The organism is Arthrobacter sp. M71 S08, from assembly GCF_059089725.1.
The window spans coordinates 87,192-111,043 of sequence record NZ_JBNHEY010000004.1; the positions used below are offsets into that span (position 1 = coordinate 87,192).

The following is a 23,852-nucleotide window of genomic DNA, read 5'->3' on the forward strand; positions in this document are numbered from 1 at the left end:
CGGTTCACGCATTCACGAAATGGAACGAACTAGATGAGTGACGAAGTAACGCCTGAGGTTCCCAGCGACGAGACGCCCGTCGAAGGCACCGTGCTGACGGACCGCATCGAGCAGGTGGACCTGCAGACCGAGATGCAGCGGTCGTACCTGGACTACGCAATGGCTGTCATTGTCGGTCGAGCGTTGCCTGATGTCAGGGACGGTCTCAAGCCGGTCCACCGCCGTGTCCTGTATGCCATGTTCGACGGCGGCTATCGCCCGGACCGCTCATTCAACAAGTGTGCGCGCGTGGTCGGCGAAGTCATGGGCCAGTACCACCCGCACGGTGACAGCGCGATCTACGACGCTCTGGTCCGCCTCATCCAGGACTGGACGATGCGGTATCCACTGGCTCTCGGTCAGGGGAACTTCGGATCTCCCGGTAACGACGGCGCGGCCGCCCCGCGATACACCGAGACCAAGATGGCCCCGCTGGCCATGGAGATGGTCCGTGATATCGACGAGGAGACGGTCGATTTCCAGGACAACTATGACGGCAAGAACCAGGAACCCACGATCCTGCCGTCACGGTTCCCGAACCTGTTGGTCAATGGCTCCTCCGGCATCGCTGTCGGCATGGCCACCAACATCCCGCCGCATAACCTGCGTGAGGTTGCCGACGGTGTGCAGTGGTATCTGCAGAATCCGGAAGCAAGCAAGGAGGAGCTGCTCGAGGCTCTCATCCAGCGCATCAAGGGCCCCGATTTCCCGACGGGCGCCCAGATTCTCGGCCATAAAGGTATCGAAGATGCCTACCGTTCCGGCCGCGGATCGATCACCATGCGCGCTGTGGTCAACGTCGAAGAAATCCAGGGACGTACCTGCCTGGTCGTGACCGAGCTGCCGTACCAGGCAAATCCTGACAACCTGGCGATCAAGATCGCCGACCTGGTCAAGGACGGCAAGGTCTCGGGTATCGCGGACCTCCGGGATGAAACGTCCGGACGCACGGGCCAGCGCCTGGTCATCGTCCTGAAGCGCGATGCAGTGGCCAAGGTGGTGCTGAACAACCTCTACAAGCACACCCAGCTGCAGGAGAACTTCAGCGCGAACATGCTCGCGATCGTCGACGACGTGCCGCGTACTCTCAGCCTCGATGCGTTCATCCGCCACTGGGTCACGCACCAGCTCGAGGTGATCGTCCGACGGACCCAGTACCGTCTCCGGAAGGCCGAAGAAGCCGCCCACATCCTGCGCGGACTGCTCAAGGCCCTTGATGCACTTGATGAAGTCATCGCGCTCATCCGCCGGTCTTCCACCGTGGAGGATGCACGGAATGGCCTGATGGGTCTGCTGGAGATTGATGAAATCCAGGCGCAGGCGATCCTTGACATGCAGCTGCGGCGGCTTGCGGCTCTCGAGCGGCAGAAGATCCAGGACCAGCACGCCAAGCTTGAGACTGAGATCACCGAGTACAAGAAGATCCTTGCCTCCGAGGTACAGCAACGCGAGATTGTTTCGACGGAGCTGCAGGAAATCGTCGACAAGCACGGCGATGCCCGGCGCACCGAGATCCTCATGGGATATGACTCCGACATGAGCATGGAAGACCTCATCCCTGAAGAGGAGATGGTGGTCACCATTACCCGCGGTGGGTATGTGAAGCGGACCCGTAGCGACAACTACCGCCAGCAGGCCCGTGGTGGCAAGGGTATCCGCGGGGCACAGCTGCGCGGCGACGACGTCGTGGAACACTTCTTCGTGACTACTACGCATCATTGGTTGCTGTTCTTCACAAACCTCGGACGTGTGTACCGTGCGAAGGCTTACGAGCTGGTCGAAGCGGCGCGTGATGCGAAGGGCCAGCATGTCGCCAATTTGCTCGCGTTCCAGCCGGACGAGGCTATCGCCCAGGTCCTCGATCTGCGGGACTACCAGCAGTCTCCGTACCTGGTGCTCGCAACCAAACGGGGACTGGTCAAAAAGACCCGTCTTGAGGACTACGACACCAACCGCTCGGCGGGTGTCATTGCGATCAACCTGCGCGACGGCGACGAACTGGTGTCAGCTCAACTGGTGTCGGAAACCGATGACATGATGTTGGTTTCGCGAAAGGGCCAGTCCCTCCGGTTCAGCGCTACAGATGAAGCGCTACGCCCGATGGGAAGGGCAACGTCCGGAGTTACCGGCATGAAGTTCCGCGAGGACGATGAATTGTTGGCAGCCAACGTTGTCAGCGATGACTCCTATGTCTTCATCGTGACTGAAGGCGGTTTCGCCAAGCGGACCAAGGTGGATGAATACCGAGTGCAGGGTCGCGGCGGGCTCGGCATCAAGGTCGCAAAGCTTGCCGAAGTGCGCGGTGACCTCGTTGGTGCCCTCATTGTGCAGGAAGAGGATGAGGTTCTCGTGGTCATGGGCGGGGGCAAGGTGGTCCGCTCGGCGGTTGCCGGCGTGCCCGCAAAGGGCCGCGATACCATGGGTGTCATTTTTGCGAAGCCGGACAAGGCTGACAGGATCATCGCTGTGGCCCGCAACACGGAACGGGGCCTGACAGTGGATGAGGACATCCCCGTAATGGGTGTGGATGACGCTGAACCTGCGCCGGGCGCGGCGGATGAAGTACCGTTGTCGTCAGAAGAGACGGCTGAGCCGGAGGCTGAGTCAAGCGATATTGGAGGTTTCGAGTGAGTTCTGCCAACTCAAATCCGCGCGCGACCGCGGGCAGTGCCGTGCGGTCGTCAGGCGGAGGACCTCGGGTCAATCCACCCGCGCGGCCAACCCAACGCCCTGCCTCATCAGGGACGAGGCCTACCGGTAACCGTCCTGGACTCGTCAAGCCCGCGCCCAAGGCCAAGGCACGCAAAGCGCGTTTGTTGGTCAGCAAAGTCGACCCCTGGTCGGTTCTGAAGATGGCTTTCCTGCTCTCTGTAGCGCTGGGCATCGTGACCGTTGTTGCCGCCATCGTGATTTGGACTGTGCTTGACCTCACGGGCATCTTCGACCGGGTGAATCAGCTGCTTGGCGAGATTGCCGGATCCGAGGGAGCCGGCTTCGACCTTCGTCAGTTCGCATCCCTGGGCCAGGTTGTCTCTTTTGCCACGATTATCGCCGTCGTGAATGTGGTCTTGCTTACTGCACTGGCGATGCTTGCGGCCGTTCTGTACAACATCTCATCGACTCTGGTGGGCGGGATCGGCGTGACGCTCACGGACGACTGACCGGCGGCGGTCCTCAATTTGTAGATCGTTGAGGGCCTGCTGTAAAGTCGTATCTCGGCCCGATGAGGTACGGGGGCGTATAGCTCAGGCGGTTAGAGCGCTTCGCTGATAACGAAGAGGTCCCAGGTTCAAGTCCTGGTACGCCCACGGATCCTGAAACCGGCAGGAAACTGCGAGGAAGGAGCACTGTGAAGAAGTTGCTGTTAGCGGCAGCTGCAGTCGCAGGACTCTTTGCCTACAAACGGTGGCAGGAGTCCGAGAAGGAGAAAGAAGTGTGGAGCAACGCGACCGATCCGGTCGAGTAAAACTTCACTCGCTGATCAGGGTATACTGATTAGGTTCCGTTTTACGGGGGCATGGCGCAATTGGTAGCGCACCTGCTTTGCAAGCAGGGGGTTCGGGGTTCGAGTCCCCGTGCCTCCACGGAAAGATGAAGGGTTCCAGCCAGCGGCTGGAACCCTTCATTGTTTTAAGGCTGCGTCAACGGCGGGATGCTGTGGTCCGGGCAGCACGTGCCGTGTGCACGGCGCGCAGGACCTTCGCAGGGTAGTAAATGGACATGAAGATCAGCATTGGGATTTTCAGGACCCGCTTGTCGATCTTGTGAGCCCGGTACGTGCGGTCAAACCGTGTCACGTAGTAGCGATAGTCCTTGGGGGAATTCTCAAGGCGGCGGGCTGACATTCCGCTGACCATGGTGGGGATGTACCGAATCACCAGGTCCTGTTCTGCGAGATGCAGGGAGATGTCGATGTCTTCATGCATCTCGTCCTTCTCATCGAGACATGTGTGGTCGCGGATCTGTTCCCAGGCTGTCCTGCGCAGCGCCATGTTCGAGCCGAACAGGAAGTGGTACTGGTTGCGGGCGAGTTTGAGGACCAGCTGGCGCATCTTGTCGTCAGCCTTCAGGCCCCAGCGTCGCATCGGCATGTCGTAGTAAACGACCGGGCCCGTGGCTGCGGCGACCTCCGGGTCCGTGAATCCGGCCTGGACCGTCTCGACCCAGTCAGGCTCCAGGACGGAGTCCGCGTCGATTCTTCCCAGGACATCGCCTGTGGCGTGGTCCAGGCCGTAGTTTCGGGTGGGTATGAGTCCCTGCACAGCATTCTGTTCCAACAGATGTATCGGGCTCTCCGGGTACTCGAGCTGCATCTGGTGGACGATGTCCACGGTGCGGTCCGTGGAGCGGTTACTGACGACAAGGATCTCGTGGGCCGGCAAGGATTGGTAGATGGCGGCGATGAGGCACTGGCGGATGACGCCTTCCTCGTTGTACGCGGGAATCACGATTGACACGGACGGCTTCGCGGGGTGCACGGCGGTAAATCTATCACCAGCGAGTGACGCTCACGGTGGGGACATCAAAAAAGCGGGAAAGATCCATCCATCGGAGGATCTTTCCCGCTTAGAAGAGAGCTGGGAAGCGAATTAGACGGCGGGACCCTTCGGCGCGGCGTCATCATTCGACTTCTCCGCCGCGCGATCCGCGGCTTCGCTGATGTCGGTGAGAGCCTCCGTGGTCTCCTCTTTCTGGGTTACGTCGAAGGTTGGCTTCGGTTCTACTGGAGCCGGGGTCTTCCACGGATCCTCGACAGGCTGGGACGCGCGCCAGATGGCGATACCGGCGGTCACAGCTGCAGCGATGATGCCGGCGATCAGCCAGCCCTTGTTACTCTTGCTTCGCTTGCTGCGCTTGAGATCCTTCGCGGCACGCTGAGCTGCCTCAACCGCGGCCTTCTGGTACTTTTTCACGGCCTTCTTGTCACCGGTCACTTTCGTGACAACACCGGCAACACCGGCCGGGACGGTAACAGCGGCGAGGGTGCGTGACGCTGAATCAGCGGCGTCACCAAGACGGTAGGACACGGCGGGGATGTACTCGCCCACCACCCGGTCACGGGCGTTATGAATCGCCGGAGTTGCACGGTCCAAGGTTCCCTGTATGCGGGGAGCGGTGTCATCGACAATCTGGTTGATACGGGGCCCCACCCTGTCCAGGCTCTCCTGGATTCGCGGGGTGACGACGGCGATGCCGTCGGACAGGCCCTGCGTTGCCCGGTTGACACCCTGCTGGATCTTCGGTGAGGCCGTTTCAATTCCTCGTTCGATGCGCGGAGCAACCCAACCCTTTGCGGCATCCACTCGTGGCGTGGCCCAACCCCGTGCAGTGCCGACGCCCATCAGAACGTTGTTTTCGATGGTGCGGACAACGGTTGCGGATTTCTTCACAACTACCTCCCAAGGATAGTGACTGTTCTTAGTCAGCCTACGTGCTATCCGGAGGTCAGTGCTATCCAGAGGTTGATTTCACAGCATTTTCACTGTGCGCGGAACCCGGTACTTCCGCGGATTTCGCCGCCTCTGCGTGAAAGAATGAAGCCCATGACAGCTATCGCAACTGCAAACGCAACCATCCACACGAGCCTCGGTGACATCAAGGTAGAGCTCTACGGCAACCACGCTCCCAAGACGGTGAAGAATTTCATCGGCCTGGCCACCGGCGAAATCAAGTGGACCCACCCGGGCACGGGCGAGGAAACCAATGCCCCCCTCTACGACGGCACCATCTTCCACCGTGTCATCCAGGACTTCATGATCCAGGGCGGCGATCCCCTCGGTCAGGGCATCGGCGGCCCGGGCTACCAGTTTGACGACGAAATCAACCCTGATCTCGACTTCACCACCCCCTACAAGCTGGCCATGGCGAACGCGGGCCTGCAGAACGGGCGCGGAACCAACGGATCACAGTTCTTCATCACCTCAGTTCCCACCACCTGGCTCCAGGGCAAGCACACCATCTTCGGTGAGGTGAAGGACGAGGCATCACGCGCCGTCGTCGATCAGCTTAATGCCATCCCCACCGACGGCCGGGACCGGCCGCTCGAGGACGTCGTCATCAGCAGCATCACCATTGAGCAGGCCTAGCGGCCCATGACCTATGGAGTCCCGGCGGGCCAGCCGGACCAGGACGTTCCCGTATGCCCACGTCACCCCGACCGGGTGAGTTATGTGCGGTGTCAGCGATGCGGCAGGCCAGCCTGCCCGGAGTGTCAGCGTCCGGCGGCCGTCGGGATTCAGTGCGTTGACTGCGTCCGTGAGGCGCAACGCAACGCTCCAACCACCAGAACTGTCTTCGGTGGAACCGTCCGGCAGGGTCGGCCGATGGTGACATTTTCAATTGTCGGAGCCTGCGTGGCTCTTTTCCTCGCGCAACTCGCCATCCCCGGTGTCACCGATGCTTTGGCGTACGCGGGCATATACACCTCGCAAATAGTGACTCCCGAACCCTGGCGCATGATCACCGCCGCGTTCCTGCACTCCACCGGTTTCCTGCTCCACATCGGCTTCAACATGTACGCGCTGTGGATCATTGGTCAGGCGCTCGAACCCCTGCTGGGAAGAGCAAGATTCCTGGCGTTGTACCTGATCGCAGCCTTCGGCGGTTCGGTTGCCGTCCTCCTCCTGACCAACCCTCTCCAGGGCGTGGTTGGAGCGTCGGGAGCTGTCTTTGGGCTCTTCGGCGCCATGCTGATAGTGCAGCGTCGGCGTGGTGGTGACGTTCGGCAGCTCGTAGTACTGATCGCCATCAACACCGTTCTCGGTTTCGTGGTCGCGGGGATCTCCTGGCAGGCACACCTCGGCGGGCTTCTCGCTGGGAGTGCGGCCGCGGCTATCATCGCCTACACGCCGCGCGGCTCGAAGCGCTCCTTAATCCAGTGGTCAGGGCTGGCGGCCCTGACGCTCCTGCTGATCGCGCTGGCCTTCGTCGGAGCGAATCTGGTGTCCCTGCCGGCGTAGTTTTCCACAGGGTTTATCAACAACGGGGAAAACTTACACACATGTAATTCCACAGATGTGGATAAGCGATCCCTGAATCTGTGCGAAATCTCCTGGAGACCCCCCAAAGTTACGCACAGTTGTGGATAACTCGGTGCACAACGTGTGTATGACGAGATCTCACCGCCGGGGCGCACTTGGTACCGGAGCTCAGGTGATGGCTTCGCGCACTTCGGCCAGCAGCTCCCGCATCGCTGACTCTGCAGCCGGGGCATCGACCTCGGCGATCGCTGCGGCGACGGCTTCGTGACTGGCGAGTGCATGCTCCCGCGGCTTGCGGGGCATGAGTCCCTGGCTGGTCCGGCCGCATAGGACCTCCGTTATGACGCCGTCGAGCGCAGAGAACATCTCGTTGCCGCTCGCGCGCAGGAGTAACGCGTGGAACTCGATATCAGCGGCGAGGAATCCGTCAAGGCGGCCCTCCTCGCCGAGCGTGCGCATCTGAGCGGCTAGGTCGACGACGGCGGTCCGCTGCTCCCCGGTGGCGTTGCGGGCTGCTCCTGCCGCAGCGAGCGGTTCGACGGCGCAACGCAGTTCGGTGAGACTCCTGAACTGCCGAGCGCGGGAGTTGCCCTCCAGCCGCCACCGGATGATCCGTGGGTCGTAGATATTCCAGTGCCGAGGTGACTGGATCACAATCCCGACCCTGCGCTTGCTGAACACCAGGTTCATTGATTCGAGGATGCGCATGCAGTCCCGTATTACGGTGCGGAAGACTCCGAACCGTTGCTGCAGCGCCTCGATCGTCAGCCGTTCGCCGGAGGGGAGCGTCCCGCTGACGATGCTCGTTCCGAGCTCCTCGATGATGCCGCTGTACATCACAGCCGCTACCGGTGCCGGGCTTTGCGAAGACAGCGCCACTGGTGGACCTATCCGATGGTACGGGCGAGGATGAAAACAGGATATGCCGGGACCAATCCGATTCATAGGTACTATCTTTCGCCCTGAAGATAACACTTTTGGGCGAAAGCAGGCGCGGTCCGTCACTGAAGGCGAGCGACGAAGAGGTCGAGGAGACAACATGGAATCACCAACGCATCTGATCATCATGGGCGTGTCGGGATCGGGCAATACGACCATCGCCACCGCCCTCTCAGAGCACCTGGGCTGGCTCTATGCAGAAGCGGACGACTTCACTCCGTCGAGAACATCAGCAGGATGAGCCAGGACATCGCCCTGACCGACGAAGACCGGGCGCCCTGGCTTGAAGCGATCGCACGGTGGATCAGCGACAAGAGCGCGAAGGGCGAGTCGACCATCGTCACGTGCTCGGCGTTGAAGAGGCGCTATCGGGACGTGCTTGCGGCCGCCGACGGAGACGTCCGGTTCGTGCACCTGCTTGGCGATCTTGAGGTCATCCGGTCCCGAGTGAAAACCCGGGTCGGCCACTTCATGCCTGAATCCCTGTTGCCCTCACAGGTCAGCACCCTCGAACCCCTTCAGGAAGACGAGCAGGGGCTCATTGTCGAGAATGTCGGCACGCCCGTGGAGGTCACTGACCGCATCATGGCGCGGCTGGGCTTGCGCGCCTGAACCGTCTCCCCGGGGGCGGCAGCTCCACCGAACGAAGAAGGAGGCACCTTCCAGCCGGAAAATGCCTCCTTCTTAGCGTGTGCGTTACCGCCAGCGCGTGGTCATGAGGAAGCCGGCAATCGCGATTCCAAACCCGATGAGGATGTTCCAGGATGCGATCTCGGGGATCGGGAAGCGTCCCTCGGAAATGTAGTACACCAGAATCCATAGCAGGCCGAGAAGCATCAGCCCGAACATCACCGGCTTGAACCACACCGGGTTCGGCTTCGGTTCCGCAGCCGCGCGCGTCCTCGACTCGGCCTGCTTCTTGCGGGACTTCGACTCGGGCACGGATCCTCCTAGACGGTGTGCTGGGCTACCAGCCACTGTGTTTGCGGTCATACAGACTCGGACTGCAGCGGTGACACCAGTTATCCTGAGACAACACGATCGTCATCGGCGCGGTTCTAGCTGCCCATTCTAGCTAATGAACCGGCGCCGCGACGCCCGGCAACATATCCGTAAGCAGGGAGAAGGCTTGAGCAACCTCGGCGGCGGCATCGCGGTGGCCCGCCGCGACCGTTCCCGGCGCCTGCCGGCCGCCCGTCGTCGTCGTAGTTTCCTTCAGGTCGCTGCTCAGGTGATCGGTGAGTTGCTCATCACGGCCGGTGTGATTCTCCTGCTCTTCGTCGCCTGGCAGCTTTGGTGGACCAACGTCGAATCGAACGCCAAACAGGACCAGGCTGTGGAGGAATTCCTCGCGGACCTCGGCGGAGTGTCCGCTCCCCCGAAGGCCGAGGATGCCCCTCAACCCTCGGCACCGGGCGAGGAGGTTCCGGTGCTCGGAGCGAAGGCTGCGGGTGAGACGTTCGCGGTTATCTACATTCCCCGTTTCGGAGATAACTACACCCGACCGGTGACAAGCGGTGTAACAACGGCGGTACTCGACAACCTGGGTCTCGGACATTACCCGGAGACCGGCATGCCGGGTGCGATCGGCAATTTCGCGCTGGCCGGCCACCGCCAAACCAACGGTGCTGTCCTCGACAACATCCACACGCTGGTGCCGGGCGACCGGATATACGTGCAGACTCGGGACGGGTATTACACCTACGTCTACCGCAACACGCAGATTGTGCTGCCCGACCGTGTAGACGTGCTGGCGCCCGTGCCCACGCAGCCGGGGGTGGAACCCGAGCAACGCATTCTCACCCTCACCAGCTGCAACCCGCGCTTCGGCGCGCAGGAACGTATCATTGCCTACGCGATGATGGAGTCATTCCGGCCGCTGGACGACGGGCCGCCGGACGAGATCGCGGCACAAGTGGCCGGTGTTACTCAGGGAGCTGCCTGATGTACGAGTTCATTTTCCGTCACCTTCCGGGACCGCTCTGGTTGCGCATCATCTGGTCGATCCTCATCGCCGCAGCAGCGCTAGCCGTCCTGGTGAGCTGGGTTTTCCCCTGGCTCTCCCAATTCAGCCCCCTGACCGATTCAACGATTGGCACCTGACCATGAACAACCCCACCCGCATTCTGGTTGTGGATAACTACGACAGCTTTGTGTACACCCTCGTCGGTTACCTGCAGGAACTCGGCGCGGAGACCACCGTGGTCCGAAACGACGACGTCACGCTCGCCGACGCGATCGAGCTGGCGGAAGCGCGCGACGGTGTCCTCATCTCCCCCGGCCCCGGCGCACCCGCGGAGGCAGGCGTCTGTATCGACCTGATCAAGTGGTGCGGCGAGAACGGCAAGCCGATGCTGGGTGTGTGCCTGGGCCATCAGGCACTCGCCGAGGCTTACGGTGGATCGGTCACGCACGCGCCGGAACTGATGCACGGCAAGACATCGCTTGTGGAACACGACTCCACTAATGTCTTCGAAGGCCTGGACTCGCCCCTGACGGCCACCCGCTACCACTCGCTGGCCGCCGTCGGTGACGTTCCGGCTGAACTGCGTGTGACGGCGCGAACGGCCAGTGGCGTGATTATGGGCCTCGAGCACCGCTCCGCACCGTTGTGCGGGGTGCAGTTCCACCCCGAATCGGTGCTTACCGAAGGAGGCTACCGCATGCTCGGCAACTGGCTGGAGCAGGTGGGCCTCGCGGGTGCCGCGGAGCGCTCAGCCATGCTGAGCCCTCTGATTCATCAGCAGTCAGGCTCCTAGTTCCCCAGCGCATCTCCTACTACCGGTCATCGTTCCCCTGCCCCTGACCTCGTCCGCGTCCCTGATTGCCGGGCTCCTCCTCCGCAGGAGGGGGCGGTGTGGCGCTGGGAATCGCCGAGGCTTCAGGCTCTTCTTCAGCGGGTTCTTCCTCGGCGGGCGGTGCCTCGGCCGGCGGTTCTTCTGGCGGCCTTGTGGCGACATAGATGACCACTTCGCTGCCAGGCGCGATGTCAGTGTTCTCAGCCGGTTCCTGCCGCACCACCAGGCCGGGTTCGACGACGGCGTTCGGCTCCTCCTGAATCCTCGGCACCAGTGCGCGGGCCGGGTCTTCGAGAATGGCCACGGCTTCTTCGCTGGGTAGTCCGACTACTCGCGGAACGGTCACCTGGCCGGTGGAGAGCACCAAATCCACCTCGGAGTCTGCCGGCACCGATGAACCTAACGCCGGTTCGGTGGCAATCACACGTCCAACCGGAACGGTTGCGCTGTTCGCTTCACTCACGGTGCCGCCCCGCAAACCGACAGATTGCAGCTCATCCCGTGCTGAAGATTCCGTCATCTGGAAGATCTCGTCGGGGATGATGCGGGTGGCAGGCCCCTTGGAGATTTGCAACGTGATCAGGGAATCGGGTTCAACCTCGCTGCCCGCGGCGGGGTCGGTGCCAATCGCAAGTCCTGACTCCACTTCGTCGTGGAACTCAAGTTCCACCTGCGGACGGAGTCCGACGGCGGTGAGCGCGTTGCTTGCGTCGGTTTCAGTCATCGAGTCGACAGCCGGGACCGATGTGAGGACGGGGTCCTCCGGTTGGGAATTGAGAATCCCGAAGAGTGCGACTCCGCCCGCAGACAACAGCAACGCCAGAAGCACGAGCAGCACCGCGATCCATCCGCGTCGGCGTAATCGCCGCCGCTCGTCGGCGTCGAGGCGATTTTGCGTCGCATGCGCTACGGGAAGCGAGCCAGTGTCTTCGTCTTCCTCAAGTGACCCCGATGACATGCTTCCACCGGTCAGTACCTTCGCCATGGCCATTGTCTGCGGCGCCGGATAGTCCCTTCGCGAGGAAACAGCAGCGATGGCTTCAGTGGGAGCGTCCGGTCCAGCGGGACGGATGCCCTGGCGGGCATCAAGCAGTGCCGTCCGGAAGTCAGCGGCGCTCTGGAAGCGACGGGCACGGTCCTTTTCGAGGGCAATGTGGAGCACCGACTCAATCTCGGACGGGATGCTCCCGTTGATCTTGCGCGCCGGCGTCGGGGCTTCCCGGACGTGTTGGTACGCGACTGAGACCGGACTGTCCCCGACGAAAGGGGGTCTGCCGGTAAGTAGTTCGTAGAGTAGGCAACCGGCCGAGTAGAGATCGCTGCGTGCGTCCACGGTTTCTCCCCGTGCCTGCTCAGGGGAGAGGTACTGGGCGGTGCCAATTACTGCCTGGGTCTGGGTCATGGTGGCCGCCGAGTCAGCGATCGCGCGCGCTATTCCGAAGTCCATCACCTTGACCTGACCCTCAGGGGTAATCATGACGTTGGCCGGTTTTATGTCCCTATGGACGATTCCTGCGCGGTGGCTGTACTCGAGCGCGGAGAGGATTCCCAGCATGTAGTCAATCGAGGTCTCGTGGGTAAGATCCCCTGCCTTCACGAGGTCCCGCAGGGTTCGCCCCGCGACATACTCCATGACGATGAACGGCACACGGACTTCATCATGGTGCCGACCCTCGACTTCCTCCTCTCCGGTGTCGTAGACGGACACGATAGTGGGGTGGTTCAACCCAGCTACAGCCTGGGCTTCACGGCGGAAGCGGGACTGGAACAAAGGGTCCCGGGCCAGGTCCTGACGCAGCATTTTGATCGCGACAGTACGGCCGAGCCGGATGTCGCGGCCAAGGTGGACGTCAGCCATCCCGCCGCGGCCGATCAGCTCGCCCAGCTCGTAGCGTCCGTTGAGAATTCTCTCGCTGCTCACCTGGTACCCCTCCACATGCTTTCTAGGGCTGGTCCTGGCCTGGCGGGGTTTGACCAGGTCCAATCGCCGGCGGTGCTTCAGTTTCTTCGGGACCCGAGGAAACCACGTAACGCACCGTGCTGCCGGGCTCCACTTCGGTTCCTTCCGCCGGGTCCACTGACAGCACGGTGCCCGCTTCCTGATCGGATTCTTCAGAGCCCGAACGGACGGCACTTAACCCCAGATCAGCAAGGGTCTGCTGAAGTTCTTCTTCGGTGGCGCCCTGAAGACCGGATGGGATCGTGACGGTCTCGGGTGCCTCCGCGAAGGTAACGGTGATCTGGGATCCGGGCGGGAGGGGACCCACGGGATTGAGGTTCAGTACTATCCCAGGCTCGAATTCATCCGTGACTTCAGGTTTTTGATCCACGGAGAATCCGAGGGCGTTGAGCTCGGCTACCACCACCCCGATGGGTCGGCCCTGGTAGGCAGCAGCATCCACCACGATGGCTTCCGCCGTTGTGGGCGCGGCGGAAGTCGGTTCGGGAGAGGTTTCCTCCGGTGTCGGGCTCTCGCTCTCGGTCGGAGAGGGTGATGGGGATGCGGAGGTGGTGGTCGGCGCGGCGGCGGGATCGTCGTCGTCACCTCCAGCTAATAGCGGTGCCAGCAGGAATCCGGCAAGCGCCAGCGCACCCAGCACGAGCAGGATGATCAGCGCAATCAACCACGGGCTGCGTCCTCGCGGCTCTTCCTCGCGGGGAACTTCCTCGTCAATGTCTTCCTCGGACCACTCGCGCGAGGCTGCCACCGCTCCGGCGCCGGCTCCGGCACCTGCGACGGTGGGTAAGGCAGACGTCGTCGGGGCAGGTACAACGCGGGTGGCACTGGTGGGTGCGGGGACCGGCGTCGTGAGCGGACCCGTAGAATCGGTGAAAAGCAGCATGCCGGGTACTGCGGCCTCGGCCGCACGAACGTCGTTGCGGCGGATGGCTGCAACCGCCTCAGCGAGGGCTTCCGCATTCGGTGGACGATCAGCGGGGTCTTTGGCCAACATGCTGGCGATGAGCGCGCGGACCGGATGGGGGATGGTCTCCGGCAGGTCCGGCGGAGCATCGTTGACCTGCGCGAGGGCAATCGCGATCTGCGACTCACCCGAAAACGGACGGCGTCCCGCGAGCAATTCGTAGCCGATGACGCCGAGCGCATAAATATCGCTGGAGCCGGTGGCCGGCTGGCCGGTTGCCTGCTCAGGCGCCAGGTACTGGGCAGTACCCATCACCTGACCCGTCGCAGTGAGCGGCACCTGGTCAGCGAGACGTGCTATTCCGAAGTCCGTGATCTTGACCCGGCCGTCCGGCATGATCAAAAGGTTCCCGGGCTTGACGTCGCGGTGCACCAGGCCCTGCCGGTGCGCGACGCTGAGAGCGGTGGCGGTCTGGCCAATGATGGAAAGCGCCCGGTCCGGTGCCAGGATCTGATCGCGCTCGATGATGCTGGACAGCGGCTGACCCGGAACGAGCTCCATTACCAAATAGGCCGAGCCGCCTTCTTCGCCATAATCGAAGACGTTTGCGATGCCCTCATGGTTGAGGAGCGCGGTGTGGCGGGCTTCAGCACGAAACCGGTTGAGGAAGCCGGGGTCACCCGTATATTCCTCTTTTAGAATCTTTATGGCCACCAGGCGTCCGAGCACCTGGTCCCGTGCCTTCCAGACCTCTCCCATGCCTCCGATGGCGATGCGATCAGTGAGCTGGAACCTGCCGCCTAATGTGATACCTGAAGTAGGTCTCACCTATTCAACACCGCCTCTATGAGTCTCTTAGCGTTTGGACTTGTTAGCTGGGCACCTGTCGCGATGTCGACGTCCTGCATGACGATGGAAACCACTACTTCAGGGTTGTCCGCCGGAGCGAAACCGGTGAACCAGGCGTTGTCCCCTTGCTCGGCGACCTCCGCCGTGCCTGTCTTGCCGGCCACCGGCACGCCGGGAACCGCTGCGTTTCGCGCGGTGCCGTTCTCCACCACGTTGACCATCCACTCGGTGATTTGGTTGGCGTTTTCGGCGCTGAGTGACTCGCGGAGAACCTCCGGATCGGGTTCTTCGATTATGGAGAGATCCGGTCCGCGGACCGCTTTCACAAGATTCGGCTTCATCAGAACACCATCATTGGCGATTGCGGCGCTCACCATGGCCATCTGTAGTGGTGTCACCGCAACGCTGAACTGGCCGATGGCTGACTGGGCGAGTTGAGCGTCATTCAGCTCCGTGGGGAACTGACTTCCCGCGACATCGACCGGCACATTGAATCTCTCACCGAAACCGAATTTCTGTGCCTGTTCGAGCACCGTGTCTTCACCGAGCTCCCAGGCAATCTGGGCAAATGGGGTGTTACAGGACTGCTCCAACGCGAACGCAAGGTCAGCGGTGCCACGAGCCATGCACCCACCCGTCGTGAAGTTGGGAAGCCCGACGTCGGTATCCGGCAGATCAAGCACCGGCGGATTCGGAATGGTGGACTCCGCGTTGAAATGCCCGCTTTCCAGAGCTGCAGCTGCCACCACCAGTTTGAAAACGGAGCCGGGAGCAATCAGCGACTGGGTGGCCGGGTTGAAGTAGATGGAGAGACCCGGCACCTGCGATAGCTGCTCGATGTTCTGCACCACCACGGACGTGTCATGTGCCGCGAGCAGGTTGGGGTCGTAGGACGGCTTCGACACCATCGCGAGGATGTTTCCGGTCGCGGGTTCCATCACCACGATCGAGCCCGTCTGGCCCTCAGGGATCATCTCCCAAGCCATCTGCTGCAGTTGCGGATCGATGGTCAGCTCGACGGAGGCACCCTGGGCCTGGGCGCCGGAGAACAGGCGCACCATCTGGTCAATGAAGAGATCGTCACTGCTCCCTGATAGTTCCGCATTCACTACGTTCTCCAACTGGGTGGACCCGTTGACCAACGAGAAGAAACCGGTGAGGTGTGCGTACATGGCCGGCTGGTTGTACACGCGCTGGTAGTTGAACTGATCTTCCGACGGCACCGATTCTGCAATCGGACGCCCGTCCACCAAAATTGCGCCGCGGTTCTTGCCGTAATCCTGGAGGATCTGACGTGTGTTCCAGTCGTTGTTCTCCAGCGCACTGGCTTGAAAGAACTGGACGTAGGTGAGTGATCCGAGGACCAACGCGAACATGCTGATGGCTACGATCCATGAGCGTCGGATGGCCTGGTTCATGCGCTGACCTCCCTGATGTTGTCCTTGGCTGGGGAATTGCGATTCTGCTTGCCTTCGGGGAACGTCTCACGTACGGGACCCTTGATGGCCGGCCGTCGGGCGGTCTCGGAAATGAGCAGGAGCAGGGCCACGATGATCCAGTTCGCGAGGAGGGAAGACCCACCGGCAGACATGAAAGGCGTAGTCAGTCCGGTGAGGGGGATCAGCCGGGTTACTCCGCCGATAACCACGAAACACTGAAGCGCGATGGTGAACGACAGGCCGCACGCAAGCAGCTTTCCGAAGCCGTCGCGGGTACCAAGAGCCGCACGGAAGCCCCTGGAGATAAGCAGGATGTACAGCAGGACTATGGCAAAGAGCCCGACCAGACCCAGTTCCTCACCGAGCGCAGCAATGATCATATCGCTGTTGGCGTAGGTCACGAGGTCCGGCCGGCCCTGGCCGAGCCCGGTGCCCGCCAGCCCGCCGTTCGCGAGTCCGAAGAGCCCCTGGACTACCTGCCCGCTGCCTCCGGGATTACGGTTGAAGACCTCGGGTTCAAACGCGTTGATCCAGCTATCAATGCGCAGGGCGACATGGCTGAACAGCTGCAAAGCGACGAAGCCTCCAACCGCGATCATTGCGAGGCCGATCAGGACCCAGCTGACGCGCGAGGTGGCGACGTAGATCATGGCCATGAAGAGACCGAAGAACAGGATGGAAGAGCCGAGGTCCCGCTGGAAGATCAGTACACCGATGCTCACCAGCCAGGCGGCGACCATGGGGGCAAGGTCACGGAACCGCGGCAACTGCAGTGGACCGAGCTTCTTCCCTGCGAGCAGAATGAGATCGCGGTTGGTCGATAGATACCCCGCGAAGAATATAGCGAGCGTTATCTTGGCAACTTCCCCCGGCTGGAACGTTCCGACACCCACATTGATCCAGATGCGGGCGCCATTGATCTCCACGCCGAGAGGGGTGAGTGGGAGCATTAGCAGCGCGGCGCTGACGATGAGGGAGATATAGGTGAACCGGCGAAGGATGCGGTGGTCGCGGATGACCAGGAGGGTTGCGATAGACGCACCCATGGCCACTGTGGTCCAGAGGAACTGACTTGGAGCGACGGGCTGGGAGCTGGACGGAAGAGCCAGATCCAACCGGTAGATCATCGCCAGCCCGATTCCATTGAGCGCTATTACGATCGGAAGCATTACCGGATCTGCATACTTCGCACGGAACCGAAGCACCACATGGAAAATGAGCGCAAGCGCGGCCAACGTTCCGCCCTGTGCCCAGAAGGCGGAGTCGAAGGGATTGTCCTTGTCCAGACCGACGAGCCAGTTGGCGCCAATCGCTACCGTTAGGGCCACAAGCAGCAGGAGCGCTTCAACATTGCGCCGGGACTTGGGAACAGTGAAGAGGTCACTCATGGGACCCTCTCTCCGCATATGGCCGGTTCCCCTGGGGCGGCTTCAGCTGTGGCCGAGGTACTGGCAGTCGGCTTGGCAGTGGGACTGGCAGCTGCAGATGGTTCCGGTGATGCCGTTTCAGGGGATGCCGCACGCCCGGTCGGGCTCGGGTCGCTGTCAGGTGGGCACGGCAGTGCGCGGAGCGACTGTCGAAGGTCCTCGACGATGTCCTGCGCGTGCTGTAGATCCCTTGCAGCGAGCGTGTTTTCCAGACGGTTGCGCTGGAATTCGGGAAGGCTGGACACGGGGATGTCGGTGGTCTGATCGACGTGGCTCAGTGGAAATGGTCCGAGGGTCTGTGCCACGCCGTTGTAGATCGCCACATTGTTGTCGAAGGTCGCAACGTAGTAGCGCGTTTGGGTCCACACGTAGCCCAGCGAGAGAACCGAAACGAGGATAAGCGCCATCAACGCCAGCGCGGCCGGTAGCAGCCAGCGCCGAGGGGGCGGTGCGGGCTCGTCGTCGTTGTCGTCGTCGTCCGTGTCGGCAGGGGGCGCCTTGTGCGTAAGCATCATGGCCGCGCGTCGCTCTGTGGATCTCTGGGTAACGATCGGGATCTGACCGGTTTCGGTAGCCAACGCTGCTGAACCCACCAGCGTGTGGGGCCGCGAGGACAGGTCCTCACGGATGACGTCAGCCCTGATGGTGGCACCGGGCAATTCTTCATCGGACGGGGAAGCGTCGCTGTCCTTTTCTCCGGCGGCTTCCCGGGCGGGCGGGAGTGCGGTGAGGGCGGCCGTGCGCAGATCTTCGGGGGTGGCAGCATCCACGTCAACCACAACGATGGTGACGTTGTCCGGAGAACCGCCGGCCAGTGTCAGGTCAACGAGGGTATTAACGCAGTCTGAGAGATTAGGCGTTTCACGAACGACACTTTCGATCGTGGCGTCATTGAGGACAGCATTCAGTCCGTCAGAGCAGAGCAGCCACCGTTCACCGGGCGCCGCGTCCAGCGTGGTCAGATCGAGTTCCGGGCTGGCATCGACGTCACCGAGGACGCGCATCAACACGTTCTTGTGCGGATGGATTTCCGCTTCCTCCGGCCTGAGCCGACCCTCCTCGATGAGACGCTGCACGAAGGTGTGGTCGACGCTGATCTGCTCGAAGACACCGTCTTTCAAGCGGTAGGCGCGAGAATCACCGATGTGGGCAAACGAGATCTTCTCACCATTGAGGAGCAAAGCGGTGACGGTTGTTCCCATCCCTGCCAGCTGAGGGTTGGTGCTCACCAACTCCGACAACAGCGAATTGGCTGTCTGGATCTCGTCCGCGAGGTGGGTACCGGCGTCGCCGTCGTAATCCTTGCGGTCAAGGTGCACCAGATCCAGGACGGTTGAAGCAGACGCAATGTTGCCGCCCGCGTGCCCGCCCATGCCGTCAGCGACAACTGCGAGGTAACGCCCGGCGTAGGCGGAATCATCATTCTTGGCGCGGACCTTTCCAACATCAGAGCGGGCCGCGAAACGGAAAACCAAGGCCATGCGCTAGGGCCTCAATTCAATGACCGTCTTACCGATCCGAATTGGTACTCCAGGCTCCACTGGCAGTGCGCGAGTCAGCTGATTGCCGCCGAGATAAGTCCCATTGGTTGATCCCAGGTCCTCAATGAACCAGCGGCTGCCCTGCGGGAACAGGCGGGCATGGCGGCCGGAGGCATAGTCGTCTTCCAGGACGAGCGAGGCTTCCTGTGCACGGCCCAGAAGTATAGGGCTGGATGCGAGGTCGAGGGAGGTGCCCTTCAGGGGCCCTTCCGTGACAACGAGACGTCGAGCCTGTGCCTTGGCCGGTGGTTCCTCGACAAGCTCAGGATGTTTGCGGGCCTGCCGGGCTGACGGTGCACCGGTCCGGTTGCGTAGTCCGACGACGAGGTCCCGCCGGAGCGCGCTGACGACGCTGAGCACGAGGATCCAGATCAGGAGGAGAAAGCCGTATCTCAACAGCGTTACGGTCAGATCACTCATGATTAGCGGCCACCGTTCTGCACGGGTACAAGTCGGAAAGTCATGCGGGTGCGGCCCATAGTGATGACGGTGCCGTCCGTCAACGCAGCTTCTCCCTGTACGCGCTGCCCGTTTACGAAGCTGCCGTTCGTCGAGCCAAGGTCCACAGCGCGGGACTGGCCCTGGTCGGTGTGAATCTCAAGATGACGTCGTGAGACTCCGGTGTCATCGATGAGGATGTCCGCTTCCGATGAGCGGCCCAGCAGCACGGAACCGACGTTGAGCGAGTAGCGCTGACCGTCGAGCTCAAGGACCGGCTGGTAGCGGGTCGGTTGGCGACTTGGGGCGCTGGGAGCTGAAGGTCGCTGCGTTGGCTGCGTCTCCGTGGCGGAGTCGATTTCGAAGACGCCGGGTTTCAGGGCGGAGTCCCGGGTGAAGGACACGCGAACCGGACCCTTGAGTGTGTAGTTCTGGCTGTTGACGTGTTTGATAACGACGTCACACAGTTCCTCGGCGAGCGGAGACCCCCACTCCTGGGCGAGCGCGAAGTCGGGATCCGACAGCCGGGCTGTGAAAACATTAGGGGCAAGAGTGCGCCCCTGTGCCAGCGTCAGCGACTTGTTGTCGAGCTCCCGGCGGAGTGCACTCGCTATTTCGACGGGTTGCACCTGGGAGCGCGAACCGGTGGAGAAGGCACCACGAACGATCTTCTCAAGTCCGCGCTCGACGTTATCCAAAATGCCCATGGGCCACCTCCTTGCCTGCGTTTTTGTCTACCCGAACCTGCCCGCACGAAAGCGCGCGGAGGCATGCAGGCTCGCTGCTGTCTTGTGTCGATACTACTGGGGCGTCCCCTAAATGGCCCTAACCGGGGATGTTGCCTGTCGATAACATTCAACGTTTTGGAACACTTCGAAGTTGCGATACGTGGGGCAACTCACCCGTTTAGGTGTTTTCGCCAGGCCTCCGTTATGCTTGTTTCTGCTGATTCGAAGGATCTTCACTCAGTTTGCGCGAGTGGCGGAACGGCAGACGCGCTGGCTTCAGGTGCCAGTATCCGAAAGGGTGTGGGGGTTCAAATCCCCCCTCGCGCACCAACTGAAATGCCCCGGCTCAGGTCGGGGCATTTCTTTTTGTTGCAGTGATCTCGGCGTATGGCCTCAGCGGAAGTCCCGGGACTTTGTGGTGGCCTTGAGCCGGAGAACCTCGAACTTGTCCGCGACGAGGTTCACCACCCCTTCATTGGACCGTTCCAGTACCCCCCGTACCAGCACGCTGCTGGCTTCCCTGGCTATTCGCCGGTACCGCTGCCACACGCCCACCGAGCAAATGACATTCACCAGACCTGTCTCGTCCTCGAGGTTCATGAAGGTGATGCCGCTGGCCGTGGCAGGGCGCTGCCGGTGCGTGACTACTCCACCGACCTCAACGCGCCGGCCAGGTTCGGCGGAAAGGAGGTCTGCGGCTGTCAGCGCCCCCCGGCGTCGTAATGTTGGCCGGACGTGGCGCACCGGATGGTCATCGGTGGTGATTCCCGTGGACCAGAGATCAGCTGCCACGCGGTCCACATCGGTAAGGTCCGGAAACAGGGGTGGCTGGATATATACGGTGGTTCCCTTGATTTGGCCCTCACGCTCGGTGGAGGCGGGGCCGGCATGCCAGAGGGCTTCCCGCTGGGAGAGTCCCATTGAGTCAAACGCTCCGGCCGCTGCCAGCGCTTCGAGCTGATTCGAGTTGAGTTCGGTCCGGCGTGCAAGATCACCCATGTTCTCGAACGGACCGTTAGTCCCGCGTTCCTCGACGATGGCCTGGGCCAGTTTTTTGCCGATTGACTGGACACTGTCCAGCCCTAACCGGACCGCATAGTTGCCATCCCGGCGGTGAATGGTTGAGTCGAACGGAACGGAGCGATCAAATTTCCGTACGGGGGGCTGGTGAAATGCAAGGCAGTCGTCCGAACCTGTGGGTCCGATGGCGGCGGAGCCATCGAGCTCAAGATCCGCATGGGTTCCGGAAAGCAGGATGTCCGGACGAAGGACCGTGACACCGTGTCGACGAGCATCGGCAACCAGGGTCTGGGGAGAGTAGAAGCCCATCGGCTGTGCACGCAGGAGCGAGGCAAGGAAAGCCCCCGGATAATGAAGCCGTAACCAGGCACTGGCGTACACCAGCAGGGCGAAGCTGATCGAATGGCTTTCAGCGAATCCGAAGTTGGCGAATGCCTGGATCTTTCGATAGACGGAGTCGGCGACCTCCCCGGTGATCCCGTTGGACTTCATACCCTCATACAGCTTCTCCCTGAGCGTGTCGATTCGCTCGAGACCTCGCTTGGATCCCATCGCGCGACGCAACTGGTCCGCGTCTGCGCCCGAGCAGTTGCCTACCACCATGGCCATCTGCATGAGTTGTTCCTGGAAGAGCGGCACGCCGAGCGTGCGTTTGAGAACCGGTACGAGCTTGGGATGGAGGTAGCTCTCTTCCTCCTCACCCAGCTTCCGTTTGATGTACGGGTGTACCGCTCCACCCTGAATGGGTCCGGGACGAACCAGCGCAACCTCAATGACCAGGTCATAGAAGCGCCGGGGCTGCAGGCGCGGCAGCATTCCCATCTGGGCGCGGCTCTCCACCTGAAACACTCCAATGGAATCGGCGAAGCACAGCTGGTCGTAGACACCCTGTTCTTCCCGGGGCATGGTGTGCAGCGTCCATTCCTCACCGAAGTGCTTCTTCACGAGATCGAAGTTGTACTGGATGGCCGCCATGATGCCGAGCCCCAGCAGGTCGAACTTGACCAAGCCCATCCAGGCGCAGTCATCCTTGTCCCACTGCAGAACGGTGCGCCCGTCCATCCGACCATGCTCGATGGGGCATACTTCTCCGATCGGCCGGTCAGTAAGCACCATTCCTCCCGAGTGGATCCCCATGTGCCGCGGGAATTTCAGTACGCCCTGCGCTAATTCCACCACCGGCCCGGGAATGTCGTGGTCATCGCTGGAAACCAGGGCGCCCCACCGTTCCACCTGCTTTGACCAGGCGTCCTGCTGCCCGGGGCTGTGTCCGAGCGCCTTGGCCATGTCGCGTACCGCAAACTTGGGCCGGTAGGTGATGACGTTGGCAACCTGCGCGGCATTGAACCGGCCGTACTTGTTGTAGACGTACTGGATGACCTCCTCGCGGCGGTCGGAATCAAAATCGACATCGATATCCGGTTCCTCATCCCGCAGGCTGGAGAGAAAGCGTTCAAAGGGGAGGTCATACAGGATGGAATCGACGGCGGTGATTTCCAGCAGGTAGCACACCGCGGAGTTCGCCGCTGATCCGCGTCCCTGGCAGAGGATTCCCCTGCTGCGAGCAAACTGAACCAAATCATGGACGATCAGGAAGTAGCCCGGGAAGTCCTTCTCCTCGATGACGTGCAGTTCCTTCTCAATGCGCTCACATACATCGGTGCGACCGGCGTAGAACTTCGCGGCCCCTTCCCACACCAGTTTCCTCAGCCAGCTCATCTGGGTGTGGCCCTCGGGCAGGTTCAGTTTGGGCAGACCGGGCTTGACGCTGCTGAGCCGGAACGCCAGATCATCGGCCAGTTCCACTGTCCGTTCCACCGCCCCTGGATAGGCGGCGAAGCGGGTGGTCATTTCAGCGCCGCTGCGCAGGTGAGCGGAGCCCGACGCCGGCAACCACCCGTCCATGTCATCCAGCGACCTGCGCGCCCGGACGGCAGCCACGGCGGTGGCGAGTCTGTGTTGCTCCGGAACGGCATAGTGCACATTGTTGGTTGCAACGACGGGCAGCTTCAGCCGGGAGGCGATCTCCCAGAGGGCATCATTGTGCGCACTGTCCAGGGGATTGCCGTGGTCATAGAGCTCGACGGCGACATTACCCGCCCCGAACAGGTCCATCAGACGCCGGGTTTCATGTTCCGCTTCCTGAAGGCTCCCGTTGAGGAGCGCATGGCGTACGGATCCTTTGCGGCACCCGGTCAGGATCATCCAGTTGTTGCCTGCCCTGGCGGCGAGCTCGGAGAGGTTGTACCGGGGCTTGCCCTTCTCGGCTTCCGGTTTCAGCTGGGCTTCGGTGATAGCCGCAGCCAGCCGATGGTAGCCCTCCGCGCCGCGGGCCAGGATGAGCAGATGCTGGCCTTCGGGATCCGGTTCACCGTTTTGTGGTTTGTTCAATTCCAGGGATAGTTCGGTGCCGTAGACCGTGGACAAGCCGGGATGCTTTTCCGCCGCTTCAGCCAGATGGACAACCCCGTAGAGACCGTCATGATCGGTCAGCGCCAGCCCGTGGAGACGAAGGCGGTGGGCTTCCTCAACAAGCTGTTCGGGGCTGGCGGCGCCATCAAGGAAACTGAAGTTCGAATGCACGTGGAGTTCCGCGTAGGGCACCACAGGGCCGGCCGTGGTTGGCACCGCTTCTTCCGGCGGGGAGTATGGATGCCGCTTCAGCGACCATGCCGGACTGTCACCACCGTCCGCACCCAGGGGAGGGGAACCGGGACGGCGCCGGTCGGAGAGGGTTCGCTCGAACTCCGACCAGGAAATAGGGGGATTGTTGAAACCCATATCAGGGCC

Annotated in this window: 22 protein-coding genes and 3 tRNA genes; 13 read left to right on the plus strand and 12 right to left on the minus strand. The window is 61.9% G+C overall.

What is annotated here, in order from left to right:
* Positions 1 to 33: 33 nt before the first annotated feature.
* The 5 genes from gyrA to AC5RTB_RS10050 all read left to right on the plus strand — a co-directional run bounded on the left by gyrA (position 34) and on the right by AC5RTB_RS10050 (position 3,623).
* Positions 34 to 2,670 carry a DNA gyrase subunit A gene (gyrA, locus tag AC5RTB_RS10030; protein ID WP_494060927.1) on the plus strand — a complete coding sequence of 879 codons (2,637 nt, stop codon included), beginning with the start codon at positions 34 to 36 and terminating at the stop codon, positions 2,668 to 2,670.
* The gene (locus tag AC5RTB_RS10035) at positions 2,667 to 3,200 is read left to right on the plus strand and encodes a DUF3566 domain-containing protein (RefSeq protein ID WP_494060928.1); all 534 of its coding nucleotides are present in this window, start codon (positions 2,667 to 2,669) and stop codon (positions 3,198 to 3,200) included. The genes gyrA and AC5RTB_RS10035 overlap by 4 nt, the downstream gene beginning before the upstream one ends.
* Positions 3,201 to 3,273: 73 nt before the next feature.
* Positions 3,274 to 3,347, plus strand: a tRNA-Ile gene (locus tag AC5RTB_RS10040).
* Between the two features lie 41 nt (positions 3,348 to 3,388).
* On the plus strand, positions 3,389 to 3,505 hold the full coding sequence (locus AC5RTB_RS10045; protein WP_494060929.1) for a DLW-39 family protein: 117 nt from the start codon (positions 3,389 to 3,391) through the stop codon (positions 3,503 to 3,505).
* A 45-nt stretch (positions 3,506 to 3,550) separates the two neighbouring features.
* A tRNA-Ala gene (locus tag AC5RTB_RS10050) sits at positions 3,551 to 3,623 on the plus strand.
* 57 nt (positions 3,624 to 3,680) lie between these two features.
* Here AC5RTB_RS10050 and AC5RTB_RS10055 read toward each other — a convergent pair.
* Positions 3,681 to 4,517, minus strand: a complete 837-nt coding sequence (locus AC5RTB_RS10055; protein ID WP_494060930.1) for a glycosyltransferase family 2 protein — start codon at positions 4,515 to 4,517, stop codon at positions 3,681 to 3,683.
* Between the two features lie 111 nt (positions 4,518 to 4,628).
* Positions 4,629 to 5,429, minus strand: a complete 801-nt coding sequence (locus tag AC5RTB_RS10060) for a hypothetical protein (protein ID WP_494060931.1) — start codon at positions 5,427 to 5,429, stop codon at positions 4,629 to 4,631.
* 153 nt (positions 5,430 to 5,582) lie between these two features.
* Between AC5RTB_RS10060 and AC5RTB_RS10065 the strand changes: the two genes are divergently transcribed.
* Together AC5RTB_RS10065 and AC5RTB_RS10070 are read left to right on the plus strand one after the other, a co-directional pair.
* Complete coding sequence (locus tag AC5RTB_RS10065; protein WP_494060932.1) at positions 5,583 to 6,125, plus strand: peptidylprolyl isomerase; 543 nt, start codon at positions 5,583 to 5,585, stop codon at positions 6,123 to 6,125.
* A 237-nt stretch (positions 6,126 to 6,362) separates the two neighbouring features.
* Positions 6,363 to 6,998: a rhomboid family intramembrane serine protease gene (locus AC5RTB_RS10070; RefSeq protein ID WP_494060933.1), complete on the plus strand. Its 636-nt coding sequence runs from the start codon at positions 6,363 to 6,365 to the stop codon at positions 6,996 to 6,998.
* 189 nt (positions 6,999 to 7,187) lie between these two features.
* Here the strand turns inward: AC5RTB_RS10070 and AC5RTB_RS10075 are convergent, their stop codons facing one another.
* A complete protein-coding gene (locus AC5RTB_RS10075; RefSeq protein ID WP_494060934.1) occupies positions 7,188 to 7,898 on the minus strand; it encodes a FadR/GntR family transcriptional regulator in 711 nt (236 codons plus the stop codon).
* Positions 7,899 to 8,058: 160 nt separating this feature from the next.
* On the opposite strand from AC5RTB_RS10075, the gene AC5RTB_RS10080 reads away from it, so the two are divergent.
* Positions 8,059 to 8,199: a hypothetical protein gene (locus AC5RTB_RS10080; protein ID WP_494060935.1), complete on the plus strand. Its 141-nt coding sequence runs from the start codon at positions 8,059 to 8,061 to the stop codon at positions 8,197 to 8,199.
* Positions 8,196 to 8,570, plus strand: coding sequence for a gluconokinase (locus tag AC5RTB_RS10085; protein WP_494060936.1), 375 nt, complete (start codon positions 8,196 to 8,198; stop codon positions 8,568 to 8,570). Before AC5RTB_RS10080 ends, AC5RTB_RS10085 begins: the two co-directional genes overlap by 4 nt.
* Before the next feature lie 84 nt (positions 8,571 to 8,654).
* Here the strand turns inward: AC5RTB_RS10085 and AC5RTB_RS10090 are convergent, their stop codons facing one another.
* The gene (locus AC5RTB_RS10090) at positions 8,655 to 8,900 is read right to left on the minus strand and encodes a cell division protein CrgA (protein ID WP_494060937.1); all 246 of its coding nucleotides are present in this window, start codon (positions 8,898 to 8,900) and stop codon (positions 8,655 to 8,657) included.
* A 241-nt stretch (positions 8,901 to 9,141) separates the two neighbouring features.
* On the opposite strand from AC5RTB_RS10090, the gene AC5RTB_RS10095 reads away from it, so the two are divergent.
* Genes AC5RTB_RS10095 through AC5RTB_RS10105 form a run of 3 tightly spaced genes read left to right on the plus strand, consistent with a single transcriptional unit; the run spans position 9,142 to position 10,717 of the window.
* Positions 9,142 to 9,903: a class E sortase gene (locus tag AC5RTB_RS10095; RefSeq protein WP_494061178.1), complete on the plus strand. Its 762-nt coding sequence runs from the start codon at positions 9,142 to 9,144 to the stop codon at positions 9,901 to 9,903.
* Positions 9,903 to 10,061: a hypothetical protein gene (locus AC5RTB_RS10100; RefSeq protein ID WP_494060938.1), complete on the plus strand. Its 159-nt coding sequence runs from the start codon at positions 9,903 to 9,905 to the stop codon at positions 10,059 to 10,061. The genes AC5RTB_RS10095 and AC5RTB_RS10100 overlap by 1 nt, the downstream gene beginning before the upstream one ends.
* 2 nt (positions 10,062 to 10,063) lie before the next feature.
* A complete protein-coding gene (locus AC5RTB_RS10105) occupies positions 10,064 to 10,717 on the plus strand; it encodes an anthranilate synthase component II (protein ID WP_494060939.1) in 654 nt (217 codons plus the stop codon).
* 19 nt (positions 10,718 to 10,736) lie between these two features.
* On the opposite strand, the gene pknB is transcribed toward AC5RTB_RS10105, so the two are convergent.
* Genes pknB through AC5RTB_RS10140 form a run of 7 tightly spaced genes read right to left on the minus strand, consistent with a single transcriptional unit; the run spans position 10,737 to position 20,021 of the window.
* Entirely contained in the window at positions 10,737 to 12,677 is a 1,941-nt protein-coding gene (pknB, locus tag AC5RTB_RS10110; protein WP_494060940.1) for a Stk1 family PASTA domain-containing Ser/Thr kinase, read from the minus strand.
* Positions 12,678 to 12,699: 22 nt separating this feature from the next.
* Entirely contained in the window at positions 12,700 to 14,448 is a 1,749-nt protein-coding gene (locus tag AC5RTB_RS10115; RefSeq protein WP_494060941.1) for a protein kinase domain-containing protein, read from the minus strand.
* On the minus strand, positions 14,445 to 15,887 hold the full coding sequence (locus AC5RTB_RS10120) for a peptidoglycan D,D-transpeptidase FtsI family protein (RefSeq protein WP_494060942.1): 1,443 nt from the start codon (positions 15,885 to 15,887) through the stop codon (positions 14,445 to 14,447). The genes AC5RTB_RS10115 and AC5RTB_RS10120 overlap by 4 nt, the downstream gene beginning before the upstream one ends.
* On the minus strand, positions 15,884 to 17,296 hold the full coding sequence (locus AC5RTB_RS10125) for an FtsW/RodA/SpoVE family cell cycle protein (protein WP_494060943.1): 1,413 nt from the start codon (positions 17,294 to 17,296) through the stop codon (positions 15,884 to 15,886). The genes AC5RTB_RS10120 and AC5RTB_RS10125 overlap by 4 nt, the downstream gene beginning before the upstream one ends.
* Entirely contained in the window at positions 17,293 to 18,816 is a 1,524-nt protein-coding gene (locus AC5RTB_RS10130) for a PP2C family protein-serine/threonine phosphatase (protein WP_494060944.1), read from the minus strand. Before AC5RTB_RS10130 ends, AC5RTB_RS10125 begins: the two co-directional genes overlap by 4 nt.
* 3 nt (positions 18,817 to 18,819) lie before the next feature.
* Positions 18,820 to 19,296 (minus strand): FHA domain-containing protein FhaB/FipA, encoded by a 477-nt coding sequence (locus AC5RTB_RS10135; RefSeq protein ID WP_494060945.1) that lies wholly within the window; start codon positions 19,294 to 19,296, stop codon positions 18,820 to 18,822.
* A 2-nt stretch (positions 19,297 to 19,298) separates the two neighbouring features.
* A complete protein-coding gene (locus AC5RTB_RS10140; RefSeq protein ID WP_494060946.1) occupies positions 19,299 to 20,021 on the minus strand; it encodes an FHA domain-containing protein in 723 nt (240 codons plus the stop codon).
* 265 nt (positions 20,022 to 20,286) lie between these two features.
* On the opposite strand from AC5RTB_RS10140, the gene AC5RTB_RS10145 reads away from it, so the two are divergent.
* A tRNA-Leu gene (locus AC5RTB_RS10145) sits at positions 20,287 to 20,372 on the plus strand.
* A 63-nt stretch (positions 20,373 to 20,435) separates the two neighbouring features.
* On the opposite strand, the gene AC5RTB_RS10150 is transcribed toward AC5RTB_RS10145, so the two are convergent.
* On the minus strand, positions 20,436 to 23,843 hold the full coding sequence (locus AC5RTB_RS10150; RefSeq protein WP_494060947.1) for an error-prone DNA polymerase: 3,408 nt from the start codon (positions 23,841 to 23,843) through the stop codon (positions 20,436 to 20,438).
* Between the last annotated feature and the right edge of the window lie 9 nt (positions 23,844 to 23,852).

Bases quoted from the DNA above. Each gene is read 5' to 3' on its own strand.
- AC5RTB_RS10150 (WP_494060947.1), bottom strand. From the start codon at position 23,843: ATGGGTTTCAACAATCCCCCTATTTCCTGGTCGGAGTTCGAGCGAACC.
- AC5RTB_RS10130 (WP_494060944.1), bottom strand. From the start codon at position 18,816: ATGGCCTTGGTTTTCCGTTTCGCGGCCCGCTCTGATGTTGGAAAGGTC.
- AC5RTB_RS10080 (WP_494060935.1), top strand. From the start codon at position 8,059: ATGGAATCACCAACGCATCTGATCATCATGGGCGTGTCGGGATCGGGC.
- AC5RTB_RS10105 (WP_494060939.1), top strand. From the start codon at position 10,064: ATGAACAACCCCACCCGCATTCTGGTTGTGGATAACTACGACAGCTTT.
- AC5RTB_RS10140 (WP_494060946.1), bottom strand. From the start codon at position 20,021: ATGGGCATTTTGGATAACGTCGAGCGCGGACTTGAGAAGATCGTTCGT.
- gyrA (WP_494060927.1), top strand. From the start codon at position 34: ATGAGTGACGAAGTAACGCCTGAGGTTCCCAGCGACGAGACGCCCGTC.
- AC5RTB_RS10100 (WP_494060938.1), top strand. From the start codon at position 9,903: ATGTACGAGTTCATTTTCCGTCACCTTCCGGGACCGCTCTGGTTGCGC.
- AC5RTB_RS10085 (WP_494060936.1), top strand. From the start codon at position 8,196: ATGAGCCAGGACATCGCCCTGACCGACGAAGACCGGGCGCCCTGGCTT.
- AC5RTB_RS10135 (WP_494060945.1), bottom strand. From the start codon at position 19,296: ATGAGTGATCTGACCGTAACGCTGTTGAGATACGGCTTTCTCCTCCTG.
- AC5RTB_RS10065 (WP_494060932.1), top strand. From the start codon at position 5,583: ATGACAGCTATCGCAACTGCAAACGCAACCATCCACACGAGCCTCGGT.
- AC5RTB_RS10125 (WP_494060943.1), bottom strand. From the start codon at position 17,296: ATGAGTGACCTCTTCACTGTTCCCAAGTCCCGGCGCAATGTTGAAGCG.
- AC5RTB_RS10070 (WP_494060933.1), top strand. From the start codon at position 6,363: ATGGTGACATTTTCAATTGTCGGAGCCTGCGTGGCTCTTTTCCTCGCG.
- AC5RTB_RS10120 (WP_494060942.1), bottom strand. From the start codon at position 15,887: ATGAACCAGGCCATCCGACGCTCATGGATCGTAGCCATCAGCATGTTC.